General features: G+C 57.6%; 11 protein-coding genes. 4 read left to right on the forward strand and 7 right to left on the reverse strand.

Annotated elements, in window-relative coordinates; genetic code table 11:
* Positions 1 to 19: 19 nt before the first annotated feature.
* Both EHN06_RS19585 and EHN06_RS19590 read right to left on the reverse strand, forming a co-directional pair.
* Complete coding sequence (locus EHN06_RS19585) at positions 20 to 637, reverse strand: PEP-CTERM sorting domain-containing protein (protein ID WP_164735639.1); 618 nt, start codon at positions 635 to 637, stop codon at positions 20 to 22.
* 178 nt (positions 638 to 815) lie between these two features.
* On the reverse strand, positions 816 to 1997 hold the full coding sequence (locus EHN06_RS19590) for a MalY/PatB family protein (protein ID WP_127334149.1): 1182 nt from the start codon (positions 1995 to 1997) through the stop codon (positions 816 to 818).
* Between the two features lie 211 nt (positions 1998 to 2208).
* Here EHN06_RS19590 and EHN06_RS19595 point away from each other — a divergent pair, with 211 nt between their 5' ends.
* Positions 2209 to 3096 (forward strand): AEC family transporter, encoded by an 888-nt coding sequence (locus EHN06_RS19595; RefSeq protein WP_127334150.1) that lies wholly within the window; start codon positions 2209 to 2211, stop codon positions 3094 to 3096.
* Positions 3097 to 3217: 121 nt separating this feature from the next.
* On the forward strand, positions 3218 to 5725 hold the full coding sequence (locus EHN06_RS19600; protein WP_127334151.1) for an acyl-CoA dehydrogenase: 2508 nt from the start codon (positions 3218 to 3220) through the stop codon (positions 5723 to 5725).
* A 52-nt stretch (positions 5726 to 5777) separates the two neighbouring features.
* Here EHN06_RS19600 and EHN06_RS19605 read toward each other — a convergent pair whose 3' ends face one another.
* Positions 5778 to 7214 carry an APC family permease gene (locus EHN06_RS19605; protein WP_127334152.1) on the reverse strand — a complete coding sequence of 479 codons (1437 nt, stop codon included), beginning with the start codon at positions 7212 to 7214 and terminating at the stop codon, positions 5778 to 5780.
* 215 nt (positions 7215 to 7429) lie between these two features.
* On the opposite strand from EHN06_RS19605, the gene speB reads away from it, so the two are divergent.
* Positions 7430 to 8389, forward strand: coding sequence for an agmatinase (gene speB / locus EHN06_RS19610; protein ID WP_127334153.1), 960 nt, complete (start codon positions 7430 to 7432; stop codon positions 8387 to 8389).
* A gap of 202 nt (positions 8390 to 8591) precedes the next feature.
* Complete coding sequence (locus tag EHN06_RS19615; RefSeq protein WP_127334154.1) at positions 8592 to 10007, forward strand: NAD(P)/FAD-dependent oxidoreductase; 1416 nt, start codon at positions 8592 to 8594, stop codon at positions 10005 to 10007.
* A 173-nt stretch (positions 10008 to 10180) separates the two neighbouring features.
* Here EHN06_RS19615 and EHN06_RS19620 read toward each other — a convergent pair whose 3' ends face one another.
* From EHN06_RS19620 to EHN06_RS19635, 4 genes are all read right to left on the reverse strand, one after another.
* Positions 10181 to 10867, reverse strand: coding sequence for a TorF family putative porin (locus EHN06_RS19620; protein ID WP_127334155.1), 687 nt, complete (start codon positions 10865 to 10867; stop codon positions 10181 to 10183).
* Positions 10868 to 10941: 74 nt separating this feature from the next.
* Positions 10942 to 11757, reverse strand: coding sequence for an ABC transporter permease subunit (locus EHN06_RS19625; protein WP_127334156.1), 816 nt, complete (start codon positions 11755 to 11757; stop codon positions 10942 to 10944).
* On the reverse strand, positions 11757 to 12716 hold the full coding sequence (locus EHN06_RS19630; RefSeq protein ID WP_127334157.1) for an ABC transporter permease subunit: 960 nt from the start codon (positions 12714 to 12716) through the stop codon (positions 11757 to 11759). The genes EHN06_RS19625 and EHN06_RS19630 overlap by 1 nt, the downstream gene beginning before the upstream one ends.
* Complete coding sequence (locus EHN06_RS19635; RefSeq protein ID WP_127334158.1) at positions 12713 to 13888, reverse strand: ABC transporter ATP-binding protein; 1176 nt, start codon at positions 13886 to 13888, stop codon at positions 12713 to 12715. Before EHN06_RS19635 ends, EHN06_RS19630 begins: the two co-directional genes overlap by 4 nt.
* Between the last annotated feature and the right edge of the window lie 78 nt (positions 13889 to 13966).

Raw genomic sequence — 13966 nt, forward strand, 5'->3', positions numbered from 1 at the left:
TTGGGGAAACACTTCCTTTTCAGTTGGTACGATGACGGGCACGCAGTCCCAGTCCAAGCAAACCCAATCCTAACAGCGCAAGGGTGCCTGGTTCAGACACCTGCGAGGCATCGGAGATCAGCTCGATTTTCGCCTTCACCTTGGCGCCGTATGTCTTGCCTTCATGCAGCCCGAAGATATAGCCCTCATTGAACACGGCATCAAACAGGGTCACCCGCAGAAGGCCATCACCCAGCGCACCAAACACCAGATCCAGTGGACCACCCCAGGTCAGATGGCCAGCCTGATAGTTTGCAAGCAAGATCTTCCTGACTCCGTCGGTTTCTCCATTCACCGAACCGAACAGCGCCTCCGGTGAGGTGAAGTTGAAGTCGACAGAGATCGACTGCGGATCCTTATCATCACTATTGACCGTCTCCTCATTGGTCCAGATCTTGAAGAGTGTAAAGTAATTACTTTCACCTTCCTCAAGGTTGAACGAGAAGGGGTTATCAGCAATGTCCGCAGAGTTAACCACCAGACCCGGATCAGATGAGTTGAGATTTACGTCATAGCTTGCAGTTATCTGCGCCGCACTTGTCAGTGTTGGGAAAAACAATACGGCGGCCAACAACGTGACCAGTGTAAATCGTGGCATGCTTGCCTCCCTGGGTTTCCCCATAATCCATTTATGAGTAACACCCTGAAGCCAAAGCATCCACAATGCCAACCCCGGCCTTTCGCTGTAAAACCAGAGGCCTGGGTACTTCCGTAAACTCAGCACTGGCCATGATCGTAAAAAAAACTGACACCGACCAGGAACGCCGGATCAGCCGTTAGCGGAAACGCCGGACAATCGCTGCTTCAATCCGCTCCAACGCCTGCTCCAGAACTGCCCGGGGGCAACCAATGTTCATCCGCATAAACCCGCTGCCACAGTCACCAAAGGTGAGGCCCGGATTCATCCCGACTCCCGCATCCCGCACAAAAAACTGTTTCAGATCCTTATCACCCAGCGCCAGTACCCGACAATCCAGCCACAACAGATAGGTGCCTTCCGGTACTGACAGGGTGATTTCAGGCAGACGCTGTGTCAGGTAATCCGCCACGTAGTCCCGGTTTTGCTGAAGGTAGGCCATCAGTTCATCAAGCCAGGGGCCACCGAACCGGTATCCAGCCTCAAAGCCGGCAATACTGAACGGATTACACTGCAACATGTGCAGAGAATCAAAGACGGTTTTCATCGCCTGACGACGGTCTGGGTCGGAAATCACCAGGGCCGACAACCCCAGGCCCGGCATATTGAAGGTCTTGCTCGGCGCAACGGCGGTTACCAGTGCATCCTCAGGGCCTGCCAGGCGGTCGAGTACACAATGCACCGGCTTATCCGGATACACCAGGTCACAGTGAATTTCGTCAGACAGCACCACCAGGCCATGTCGGCGGGCAATATCCAGTACCGCACGCAGTTCCTCATCGGACCATACCCGGCCAACCGGATTATGGGGAGAACAGAGCACCAGCAGGCGGGCATCGTCGCGGGCGGCGCACTGCTCCAGATGCTCCAGGTTCATCTGGTAACGACCATCGACACAGTCCAGCGGGTTCTCGATTACTGTCCGGCCGGTCTGCCTGATGGCGCTGAAAAACGGCGGATAAACCGGCGACTGAATGATGACGCCCTCACCGGGTTCCGCAAACGCCATGCATGCGGCATGAAGTGAGGGCACTACTCCCGGCGCCATCAGTATCCAGTCCCGCTCAATGGACCAACCATGACGGTCCCGGAACCAATCCATCATGGACTGATACAGGGAGTCCGGGAACAACGAATAGCCGTATATCGGGTGGCGTGCCCGGGCTTCCAGCGCCCGGGTAACGGCTTCCGGAGCCGGGAAGTCCATGTCCGCCACCCACAACGGCATCACATCCTCGGTACCGAACACCGCTCGGCGGGCGTCGAATTTTACCGAACAGGTCTGTTCGCGGATAACGAGCGTATCGAAATCAATGGGCACGTGGCGCTCCGATCAGTGATGTACACGGGTTAATCGCCATCATTCTGTGTCAGGAACATTGATAGCTGCAACCCGACATGTCCGGGTCCGCGCTCCCCTTAGGGCTTTGGTCGAAGATTCTCAGGTTTTCCTTGCCGAATACGGCCAACACTTGCGAACCTAACGGTTTATTGTCCATCGTCTGACAAATGAACCCCCTCGGAGTCTTCGAATGATTGGTCAGATCCTGTCCACGATGTTGCCGGTTTTCCTGATTGCCGGATGTGGCGCACTGTATGGCCGTTATCGAACCCCCGATATCCAGGGCCTGAATACCCTGAATATGGAGCTGTTCGTTCCCATGCTGGTGTTCGCGGTACTGGCAGACCAGCAGGCACCGCTGCAGGAATACACCAGCCTGGCCCTGGCAGCGACGGTGGTGGTGCTGGGCTCCGGCATTATCCTGTATCCCCTCGCGCGGGTGCTGAAGCTGGACCTGAAGACTTTCCTGCCTCCGATGATGTTCAACAATTCCGGCAACATGGGCATCCCGGTGCTGGTATTCGCCTTTGGCGAGGCCGCCCTGCCAGCCGCCATTGTGCTGTTTATCGTGGAGATGCTGCTGCACTTTACCGTTGGCCTCTACATGCTGGACCCGCACACCTCCATCCTCAAACGGCTGCGTCTGCCCGTTGTGTTTGCCAGCATTGCCGGTCTGAGCATTAATTTCGGCGGTGTGCCCATGCCGGACTGGCTGCTGGAAACCCTGAACATGCTGGGCGGTGTGTGTATCCCGCTGATGCTGTTTACCCTCGGGGTGCGTATGCTGGATGTGGATTTCAGCGACTGGAAGCTGGGCATGCTGGGCGCCATAGCCTGCCCCGTTTCGGGGCTGATTCTGGCCTGGCCGATGATCGCGATACTGGATCTTCCCGGGCTGCAGGTCGCCGCCCTGTGGGTCTTCGCCGCCCTGCCGCCAGCAGTCCTCAACTACATGGTGGCGGAGCAATACCAGCAGGAACCCCACAAGGTTGCGTCACTGGTACTGCTCAGCAATCTCGGCAGCCTGGTGGTGATGCCTATTGTACTGGGGCTGGTGTTTGCGGCCGGCTACGTATGATCTTCAGGCCATAATCCGTGTTTGTCGCTTGCAACTGGCCAGCCTTTGATCGATGGTAAAAGAAGCTTCGTAATACCTTCTCAAATCTGTTGATTTCATTCGTGATACGGAGGTCTGCCCCATGAGCGTCCTGCTCCTTCTGATCAGTGCACTGGTCCTGATTTATCTTGGCATTGGTGGCCAACCCGCAGCGGTAGTGATGGTCATTGCCACCATCATCGGTCTGTTCCAGGACGGCTGGCATCTGCTCAGCATATTATTTGGCGGCGGCTTGCTCGCCCTGGCCCTGCTGCTGGTTTTCCCCGGCGATCTCCGCCTCGATAAGCTGAGCCGCCCCCTGCTGGGCTGGGTTCGCAACCGCCTGCCCCAGCTCTCGGAAACCGAATCTGAAGCGCTCAAATCCGGCTCCGTGGACTGGGACGGCGAACTGTTCTCCGGTCAGCCGGAATGGTCAAAGCTGCTGGACGCCAAACCCGCCCACCTCACCAGTGAGGAACAGGCGTTCCTGGATGGCCCGGTGGAAAAGCTCTGCGCCATGCTGGACGACTGGAAAATCACCCACGAAAACTATGATTTACCAGACAAAGTATGGAAGTTCATCCGTGAAAACGGCTTCTTCGGGCTGGTGATTCCAAAGGAAGACGGCGGCCTGGGCTTCTCCAATACCGCCCACTCCGAAATCGTGATGAAGATTTCCACCCGCAGCGTGTCCGCCGCCGTCACGGTGATGGTGCCCAATTCACTGGGCCCGGGCGAACTGCTGATGCATTACGGCACTGACGAACAGAAACACCATTATCTGCCACGGCTGTGTAAAGGCGAAGAAATTCCCTGCTTTGCCCTGACCTCTCCCGTGGCAGGCTCAGATGCTGGCGCCATTCCCGACAAGGGGATCGTCTGTAAGGGTCAATGGAATGGCAAGGAAGTGCTGGGGCTGAAAGTCACCTGGAACAAGCGCTACATCACTCTGGCGCCGGTTGCGACGCTGATTGGCCTGGCCATCAAAGTCTATGACCCCGAAAAACTGCTGGGTGACCAGGACGACATCGGAGTGACCTGCGTGCTGGTGCCCCGGGACACCGAGGGCGTCAACGCCGGCGCCCGCCACCTGCCGATGAATACGGTGTTCATGAATGGACCAACCTGGGGCACCGACGTGTTCATCCCCATGGAACAGGTCATCGGTGGTCAGGACATGCTCGGCAAGGGCTGGACCATGTTGCTGGAATGTCTGTCCATCGGTCGCTCCATTTCCCTGCCGGCCCTGGGCACCGGCGCCGGCAAGGTCGCCAGCCTCGCTACCGGTTCCTACGCGCTGACACGGGAACAGTTTGGCCGTTCCATCAGCCAGTTTGAGGGTGTTCAGGAAGCCCTGGAACCCATTGCCGGCTACACCTACATGATGGACGCGGCACGGCTGCTCACCTCAGGCATGCTGGACCGGGGCGTGCGTCCATCCGTGCCGTCGGCGGTGCTGAAATACCGCAACACCGATCTGATGCGTGAAGTGATCAACCATGCCATGGATGTGGTGGCTGGTCGCGGCGTGATTACCGGCCCCCGCAATTTCCTGGCGCGGGCCTACCAGGCGGTCCCCATTGGTATCACCGTGGAAGGTGCCAATATCCTCACCCGCAGTCTGATGATCTTCGGTCAGGGCGCAATACGCTGTCACCCGTTCATCGTGGAGGAAATCGAAGCCGCGGGTATGGAGGACGAAGACAAGGCCGCGAAAAAATTCGATGGTATTTTCTACCGCCACATCGCCCACACCACCCGTAATGCCCTGCGGGCGTTCGTACTCGGGTTGACTCGCGGCTGGCTGGAACCGGTGCCCCGCCAGGGCGACATCAAACCCTGCTACCGCCAGTTGGCCCGCTTCTCCGCCGCTTTTGCCCTGATGACCGACGTCACCCTGCTGACCGTCGGTGGTGGCCTGAAAGCCCGTCAACGATTGTCCGGCCGTATGGCGGACTGCCTGGTGCACCTGTACTACGCCACCGCAGTGATCAAGCAGTGGCATGAGGAAGGCTACCCGGACGACCAGCGACCACTGGTGGAATGGGGCCTGAAAACCAGTCTACGGGACCTGCAGGAGTCCATGCGCGAAGCGATCATCAACTTCCCGATACCGGCCCTGCGCTGGCCGTTGCGGTTGCTGGTGTTCCCACTGGGCGCCACCGGCCTGAACGGTCCTGACGACAAGTTGGGTGCCACGGTCGCCGACACCATCGTGAAGGACACCCCTGTGCGTCAGCGCGTCAGCCGCGGCGCCTACATCAATACCGATCCGGACGATCCCCTGGGCCGGGTGCTGAATGCCTATCGCCTGGCCAACGAAACCGTCGAAATGCGCAGCCGGCTCCATGAAGCCATTCGCAACCGAAATGAGGACGAGGTGGATGGTATCGCTCTGTTGATGGGCCACCAGCGCAAGGAATTGGTGGACTGGGCCTGCGAGCAAGGCGTCATCAAGAAGGAGGAATGCGACAAACTGCTGGAAGCGCTTGAAGCACTGTACGATGTGATCCGGGTGGATGCCTTTGAGGGCGATGGCCTGAAAGCCCTGGCGCGCTGCGCCAAGGGTAAGCGAAAGGTGGTGGAACGTCCGCCACGGGACGAAGACTAGGCCCCACCAGATTAACGGGTGGGGCCTTACGGCGAATCGGCTTAGAAGCGGCTCATCCGTTGGCCACGCCCAATTTTATAGCTACCCTGGCCTGCTGCCGATCGGCTTCCGCTGCCCGCAGTTTCTCGCCGCGGTATACCAGGTATTCGCCGATGGCCAGGGTGATCAGCACGCCAGCGCCAACCTGCAAGGCGAACGCCACATCCAGTGGTTCGCCGGGGACCCAGAAGAAGAGCAGGATCGACATCCCCAGAATGGCGATACAGAGTGTTGAAAGCGCGTATCCCATCAAATCACCACCCGGAATCTTGAACGGCCGCGGATGATCGGCATCACTGATACGTAACTTTATAAATGCCAGGTGCATGGCGACATAGGGTAACAGGAAGATGATGGCACTGAACGAGAAAAGGGTCCAAAAGAGGTCTTCAAGATTATTGGCCATAAAACCGTAGATCACCATAATCGACGAGCTGATCGTACCGGTCAGGATTGCGGCACCAACAGGGCTCTTGTGCTCCTTGCTCACCCAGCCGAAGATCTCGGGCATCTCTTTTGCGTCGGCCGCTTCCGCCGCGGCACGGTTACCGCCGAGGGTCCAGGTCACCATGGTCGAGAACAACGTAAACAGCGCCATACCGCCGATTACCAGGGCGAAGGCGCTGCCTAGCTCGCTGCCACCAAACAACTCCTGAAGCGTCACCGCCAGGATATCAACCATGTCGACATCATCGGCCGGAACCGCCGCCAGCACACCCGCCGTACCAAAGATGTAGAAGCCTGCCGCGCAAAGGCCAGCAGCCAGCATGGCGCGAGGGATATTGCGTTTGGGATTGATGATCTCGTCACTCTCGGCACTGATCAGCTCCATCCCCAGGCAGCCATAAACCACCACGGGCAAGTACACCAGGCCGGCCTGAAGATCATCCATTGCCGCCCCAAACCCGATATCGTTAACGAATCCATGCTCCAGGCCGTATGCGATGCCAGCACCACCCAGGGTCAGAATAACCGCAAACTTGGTCAAGGTGCCGATATTGGGAATCCATTTGCTGTAACTGAGGCGGATGCAGTTGGCCCAGGTCGTCAGGGCGCACATGGTTATCCCCAGGCAGATCTGAGTCCAAAGGCCCATCTCGGGGAAAAACAGAGCCGCGAAGATGCCAGAGAACATGATGTACACCGCCGGCATCCACAGGGCGATATTGATCCAGTATTGCCAGGTAATCCGTGCCGCCCAGCGGGTATTGAAGGCATCACGAACCCAGGCGTAGATGCCGCCCTGTTCCGGGTAAGAGGTGCCCAGTTCGGCAGTGACCAACGTATTGGGGATCAGGAATAAGACAATAACCACCAGCCACCAGAAGATAGCCGCCGGGCCAACAGCGGCGGTCATGGCGATCTGATCAATCAGCAGGACCGCGGAGACGGCATAGAGTGTGACGTCGAGCGCGGTCAACGTTTTTTTATGGCTCAAGGGCTTACTCATAAGGCACCACCTTAATTATTTTTGTCTACTATGGCGCCATTATTACCCCCGCTCCACCCCCTGAGACATACCCTGTTCAGGGGGGGCGGCCGAATGACCCACCTGAACAGGGTATGGTGAGCGCAGCAGGATGTTTCTAGTGTGATGACCAATATCACCAGAAATAGCCGGCCTGAGCAATGTGTCGGCAACCTATTGCAGCAAGGAGATCGACCATGTCCAACAAAACGCTTTATGCCCCGATGAGCGGCAACGAGATGCCCCGTTTCGGTGGGCCCGCAACCTTTATGCGCCTCCCCGCTGTCGATCTCTCTGAAGAACTGGACGCTGCATTCATCGGCGTGCCCTTTGATATTGGCACCTCCAATCGTCCTGGCGCCCGCCTCGCTCCCCGCGAGATCCGTGACGAGTCGCGCATGCTGCGTCCATTTAACGTATCCACCGGTGCCGATCCCTTCAACAGTCTGACCGTTGCCGATATCGGCGATGTACCGATCAACACCTTCAACCTGCAAAAAAGCATCGACATTATCGAAGCATTTTACGACGACGTGTTGGGCTGTGGCGTCGTCCCGCTGACAATGGGTGGCGATCACACCATAGCACTGCCGATTCTGCGAGCATTGAGGAAGAAACACGGTCCGATCGGCGTGATCCATATCGATGCGCATGCCGACATCAACGATCATATGTTTGGCGAGTCCATCGCCCACGGCACCCCGTTCCGCCGCGCGGTGGAAGAGGGACTGCTCGATGGTAACCGCGTCGTCCAGATCGGTCTCCGCGGCACCGGTTATTCGGCCAACGAATACGACTGGTCACGCGACCAGGGATTTCGCGTCGTCACGGCTGAGGAATGCTGGCACAAGTCATTGACCCCGCTGATGGAAGAGGTGCGCGAGAAGGTTGGCGGCGGTCCGGTCTATATCAGCTTCGATATCGACGGGCTTGACCCTGCCTTTGCCCCGGGCACCGGTACCGCTGAGGTCGGCGGTCTGACCGTGATGCAGGGCATCGAAATCATCCGCGGCTCCCGCGGGCTGGACATAGTCGGCGCCGACCTGGTTGAAGTCTCGCCACCCTTCGATATGAGCCGCAACACATCGGTGGTGGCCGCCAACCTGCTCTACGAAATGTTGTGCGTGCTACCCGGGGTTCACTACACCAAGCGCTAAACCACTTAAACGCAGGCCCTGCCTGCGTTTTTTTGTTCCCCAAAGCAGCCACCTTTACGCGACATTCGCACTCCCCCCTCACGCTCTACCCTGTTCAGGTACCTACCAAACGAGGGTATTCAATACCGTCCTACCGTTCAGCAAACTGGTTACATAGCGCTATCAGCGCAACTCCTGAGAAACACAACAAATGAGTGTGACCATGAACGGATTAACGGATGCCCAAAAGGCTTTACTGAGAACAAAGTTCTTTCCCTACTGGTTGGATCACGCCGATGCACCAACGCCTGAACCATCACTCAAGGGCAGCACCCAATGTGATCTGCTGATCGTCGGCGCTGGCTTCACAGGGCTCTGGGCCGCCGTGCAGGCAAAAGAAAACAACCCCGAGCGTGATGTGGTTCTGATCGAGGCGCAATGCGTCGCCATCGGAGCCTCAGGTCGCCCTGCCGCTATTCTGTCGACCTCGGTAATGCATGGTCTGGACAATGCTCAGCGCCTGTTTCCAGACGACATGGACGAGTTGGAGCGTCTGGGCAAAGAAAATCTGGACGGCTTCCGCGAGACTATCGAACGTTACAAGATCGACTGCGATATCGAATGGGGTGGCGAACTCACCGTCGCTATTGGCGAGGATGGACTGGCGGACATCAAGAAGGAATACAAACTCTACAAGCGCTACGGTCACGACGCCTACCTGCTCAACAAGGACCAGGTCCAGTCTGAAGTCAACTCACCGTTGTTCTCCGGTGGACTCTGGTCCAAGAGCCGTAGCGGCACCGTCCACCCCGGAAAGCTGGCCTGGGGTCTTAAGCGCGTGGCGAAAGAACTCGGTGTGAGGATCTACGAATACACCCCTTTGTGCGATACCCGCGCGCTGAACCCGGGGGTAAAGGTTGAGACCCCCGAGGGCCTGATCAGAGCCCGCAAGGTACTGCTCGCCACCAACGCCTTTGCCATCAGTGGTAGCAAGATCCGCAAACGGGTCGCTGCGATCCGCGACCGGATCGTTGTCACTGAACCACTCACCGACGAGCAGCTGGCCAGTATCGGCTGGAAGCACCGTCAAGGCATCTACGACACCCGTACCCAGCTTAACTACATGCGGCTGACCGCCGACAACCGGATTCTGTTTGGCGGTCGACTGGGATACTTTTACGAGAACGATACCGACCCGAAAGCGGACAAGACGGCAGACAACTTTGTTCCCTTGGTCGAAAACTTCTACAAGACCTTCCCGGGCCTGCGCGGCATCAATTTCAGCCACGCCTGGAGCGGTCCCATTGGCCTGACCACACGTATGGCGGTCCACTTCCAGCGTTACCACAACGGCGACATGATCTACGCCGGTGGTTACTCCGGCTTTGGCGTCACCGCGACCCGGTTTGGCTCTCGGGTCGGACTGGACATACTGGATGGGAAAAACACGCCCGAGAGCAAGCTGGGCTTTGCCAGCACACTGCCGGGCTACATCCCTCCCGAGCCGTTCCGCTGGATCGGCGCCAAGATTACCATGTACGCACTGGATACGGTTGATGCCAAAGGCGGCTGGCGCCATTTGTGGATTCGGCTGGTCGAGAAGATGGGCTTCCCGATCACGCAGAAAGAGTTGGGCTGACACCCGAACCACCTACCACCAACAGCCGGGCCTTGGAGCCCGGCTTTTTTGTCTCCGCCCCCTGGTTCCGGTGAAACAGGGCGAGTAATAAAAAAGCCGGCCTGGTGGTTCTGCAACGGGATTGCAGAACCACCAGGCCGGCCAGAACAGACAGCCGAGCTGCCCGTTAGCGCTTAGAAACTTCTGGAAACCGTCAACAGAACCGTTTCGTCATTGCTGAACGCGCCATTATCGATCTCCTGGTCGCTGTTCAGATCGTTAAACAGATAGGCGAGTGACAGGTCGAGACCAACGAAGCTGGTGGATGCGCCAACCGAGAAATCGCTGTAGTCACCGATATCAATATCGTCCCAGTAATCGCCAAAGCTATGACCGGCGTGCAGGTCCAGGGACACCTGTTCGGTCACGGCGTAGCTGTAGTCCAGCGCGACGTAATGTGCGGCCTCACCCAGGTTGACATAGTCGTTGGCAAAGGCGTACTCCAGCTTCAGGTCACCGTAATAGACGTTCAGGTCGACTTCGGCGTAGTCCGCGTCGGCAGCGTCATAACCCGGGTAGGTGTAGTAATACAGGGTCGCGTCCCAACTCATCTTGTCATTGATTGCAGCCCAGTAACCGCCGTACCAGTCGATTTCCAGGTTGGCGTCGTCACCAAAATCGACGTTGCTGCCCCAGATACCGGCATAGAGACCGTTATCGAAGGCCACATCAATACTGCCCTGCATCGCTGCATCACCGGCCGTTTGTGAGATACCGCGGAAACGGTAGTCATTGGTGAAGCCAACAGTGCTCGAGAGCTCGGCTGCCGTGACGGCAGAGGAAAGTAACAGGCACGCCGGTGCCATCCACAATGATTTCATAGGATTCTCCTAGGTGTTGTTTTTAGGGTTGGGGGAGTGAAACCGGGGGCTTTGCCCCCGGGTTAGGGTTAGAGTTATTCCTGGATTTCTTTGCTGCGGTGTTGGCGACGCATCTGGAAAACCGCTGCAATCACCCCGACCGCCACGGTAAGAATCATCAGCGTGGCCAGGGCGTTCACCTCCGGACTGACGCCAAGGCGGACTTTCGAGAAGATCACCATCGGTAGTGTGCTATCGCCCGGACCGGAGACAAAGCTGGCGATGACCAGGTCATCCAGTGACAGGGTGAAGGAGAGCAACCAGCCCGAGACAAGCGCCGGCGCGATCAACGGCAGGGTCACCAGGAAGAACAGCGATGCAGGCCTGGCACCCAGGTCCATGGCCGCTTCTTCCAGGGTCTCGTCCAGTGATATAAGGCGCGACTGCACGATCACGGCCACATAGGCCAGGCAGAAGGTAGTATGGGCGATGATCACCGTGCCGGTACCGCGTCCGGCGGGCCAACCGAACATTCCCTCCATTGCCACGAACAAAAGCAGCAGGGACAGGCCGGTGATCACTTCCGGCATAACCAGCGGCGCGGTCGTCCAGCCCGACAGGATCATCTTGCCGCGGAAGCGGCCGAAACGGGTCAGCACGAAGCCGGCCAGTGTGCCCAGCACCACTGCCAGCGTGGCACTGATGACGGCAATCTTCACACTCACCAGCGCGGCGTCAATAATCTGGTCGTTTTTAAACAGCTCGCTATACCATTTCAACGACCAGCCACCCCATACGGTCACCAGTTTGGACTTATTGAAGCTGTAGATGATCAGGGCAATGATCGGCGCATACAGGAACACAAAGCCCATGCTGGCCGACACACTCAAGAAGGTTGAACGGCGCTTCATCAGGCGGCCTCCCCCTGTTTTTCGGCGTTGTTACGGATCAGCATGATCGGCAGCACCAGCACGATCAGCATCACCGTCGCTACTGCCGAAGCCATGGGCCAATCACGACTGAGGAAGAACTCGTCCCACAATACCCGACCGATCATCAACGTATCGGAGCCGCCCAGCAGAGCCGGAATCACGAACTCGCCCACCGCCGGAATAAACACCAGCAAGCAGCCTGCAACGACACCGGGCAAGGACAGCGGCAGGGTGATCAGGAAGAAGGTTTGCGCGGGTTTGCAACCCAGGTCTTCCGCTGCCTCAAGCAGGACCCCGTCGAGTTTTTCGAGCGCCGTATAAAGCGGCAACACCATAAACGGCAGATACGTGTAAACGATGCCGATGTAAACGGCGATATCGGTCTGCAATATCGTCAACGGGGTGTCGATCAGGCCGATGCTCATCAGGAAGTCATTGACGATGCCATTCTTCTGCAAGATCCCCATCCAGGCGTATACCCGGAGCAGAAATGACGTCCAGAACGGCAGGATCACCAGCGACAGCAACAACGTCCGGGTTGTGCCGTGGCTTCGGGCAATCAGATAGGCCATCGGAAAGCCGATCAGCAAGGTGAAGAAGGTGGAGATGGCGGCGATTTTGGCCGAATTGAGGTAGGCTGCCAGGTAGAAATCATCCTCGAACAGGTAGCGATAATTGCCGAGGTTGATGCTGATTTCCAGCAACGCCTCTTCCAGATTGAGTTCGAACAGCGAGGTGTAGGGTGGAATCGCGATCGCCGTCTCGGCAAGCGAGATTTTGAACACCACAAGGAACGGGATAAAGAAAAACACCGCCAGCCACAGACCCGGAATCGAAATGACCGCATAACGGCCCCATCGGTTCTGCCCGAGGCGTTCCAGGATCTGAGCCCTCAGCGTAGGCCCTGTGAGCCGGACTGATTCAGCAATAGTACTCATGACGTCAACACCACGCTGCTGTCTTCGTCCCAGGACAAGTAAACGAGATCATCCCAGGTGAATCTCTCGGCTGCGGCGCGCATCAGATTGGGCTTGGTCACTCTCACTTCAAAACCGTTATCGAGCTTGACCCGGAATAACGACAGGCTGCCCATATAGGCGACATCTTCGATCTTGCCGCGTACACAGTTGTCGCGCTGTTCCGGATCCTCATGGCTGATGCTGATTTTCTCAGGGCGTACCGCTACATGGACCACCTGATTGGCGGCACAGTTGATATCGTGGTTGTTGGAAAGCGTGGTGCCGGCGTCCCGAGAATCGATCCGCACTGAACCCGGCACCTTCTCAACAACCTTACCCTCGAACAGATTGACCGAACCGACAAACTCGGCCACAAAACGACTGTTCGGATATTCATAAACTTCATGAGGTTCGGCCGTCTGAATGATCTGCCCCTGATTCATCACCCCAATCCGGGTAGCCAGGGTCATCGCCTCCTCCTGGTCATGGGTCACCACCACAAACGTCACACCCAACTCATATTGCAGGTTGATCAGCTCAAACTGGGTCTCTTCACGCAGTTTTTTATCCAGTGCGCCCAGCGGTTCATCCAGCAGCAGCAGTTTGGGGCGCTTGATCAGCGCCCGCGCCAACGCAATCCGCTGGCGCTGTCCACCCGACAACTGATTCGGCTTGCGCTTACCCAAGTGCCCCATCTGCACCATATCCAGCATCTGCGCCACGCGCTGTTTGGTTTCCGAGCGACTGATCCCCTCGCGACGCAAACCAAACGCCACGTTTTCGGTGACGGTCAGATGCGGAAACAGGGCATAGGACTGAAACATCATGTTGACCGGCCGATTCCAAGGCTGAATGCCCGAAGTATCGACACCATCGATCAGGATGCGTCCGCTGGTGGCGGTCTCAAATCCGGCCAGCATCCGGAGCAGCGTACTCTTGCCCGAACCGGAGCCGCCCAGCAGGCAGAAAAGCTCGTTTTTGTAGATGTTCAATGAGACGTTATCGACCGCTGTAAAATCGCCAAACTTCTTGGTGACGTTTTCGATCTTCACAAAAGGCTCGGCACCTTCCTGGCGCCACAGTGGCACTGGGGCTCCACTATTGGCGCAAGCTTCCGCCTGCTCCGGTTCAATTACCGTGTATAAGCTCATGTTCTTTCCCCTGGCAGTTATCCCGCTGGTGACGAAACCAGCGACTTTCGTGCTGGCTCGCCGCCGGAATGACGGTGT

This window comes from Marinobacter sp. NP-4(2019), assembly GCF_003994855.1.
In the GTDB taxonomy this organism is placed as follows: domain Bacteria; phylum Pseudomonadota; class Gammaproteobacteria; order Pseudomonadales; family Oleiphilaceae; genus Marinobacter.

Coding starts and splice junctions, on each gene's coding strand:
- EHN06_RS19605 (WP_127334152.1), bottom strand. CDS start 7,214: ATGAGTAAGCCCTTGAGCCATAAAAAAACGTTGACCGCGCTCGACGTC.
- EHN06_RS19600 (WP_127334151.1), top strand. CDS start 3,218: ATGAGCGTCCTGCTCCTTCTGATCAGTGCACTGGTCCTGATTTATCTT.
- EHN06_RS19620 (WP_127334155.1), bottom strand. CDS start 10,867: ATGAAATCATTGTGGATGGCACCGGCGTGCCTGTTACTTTCCTCTGCC.
- EHN06_RS19635 (WP_127334158.1), bottom strand. CDS start 13,888: ATGAGCTTATACACGGTAATTGAACCGGAGCAGGCGGAAGCTTGCGCC.
- EHN06_RS19585 (WP_164735639.1), bottom strand. CDS start 637: ATGCCACGATTTACACTGGTCACGTTGTTGGCCGCCGTATTGTTTTTC.
- EHN06_RS19625 (WP_127334156.1), bottom strand. CDS start 11,757: ATGAAGCGCCGTTCAACCTTCTTGAGTGTGTCGGCCAGCATGGGCTTT.
- EHN06_RS19615 (WP_127334154.1), top strand. CDS start 8,592: ATGAACGGATTAACGGATGCCCAAAAGGCTTTACTGAGAACAAAGTTC.
- speB (WP_127334153.1), top strand. CDS start 7,430: ATGTCCAACAAAACGCTTTATGCCCCGATGAGCGGCAACGAGATGCCC.
- EHN06_RS19630 (WP_127334157.1), bottom strand. CDS start 12,716: ATGAGTACTATTGCTGAATCAGTCCGGCTCACAGGGCCTACGCTGAGG.
- EHN06_RS19595 (WP_127334150.1), top strand. CDS start 2,209: ATGATTGGTCAGATCCTGTCCACGATGTTGCCGGTTTTCCTGATTGCC.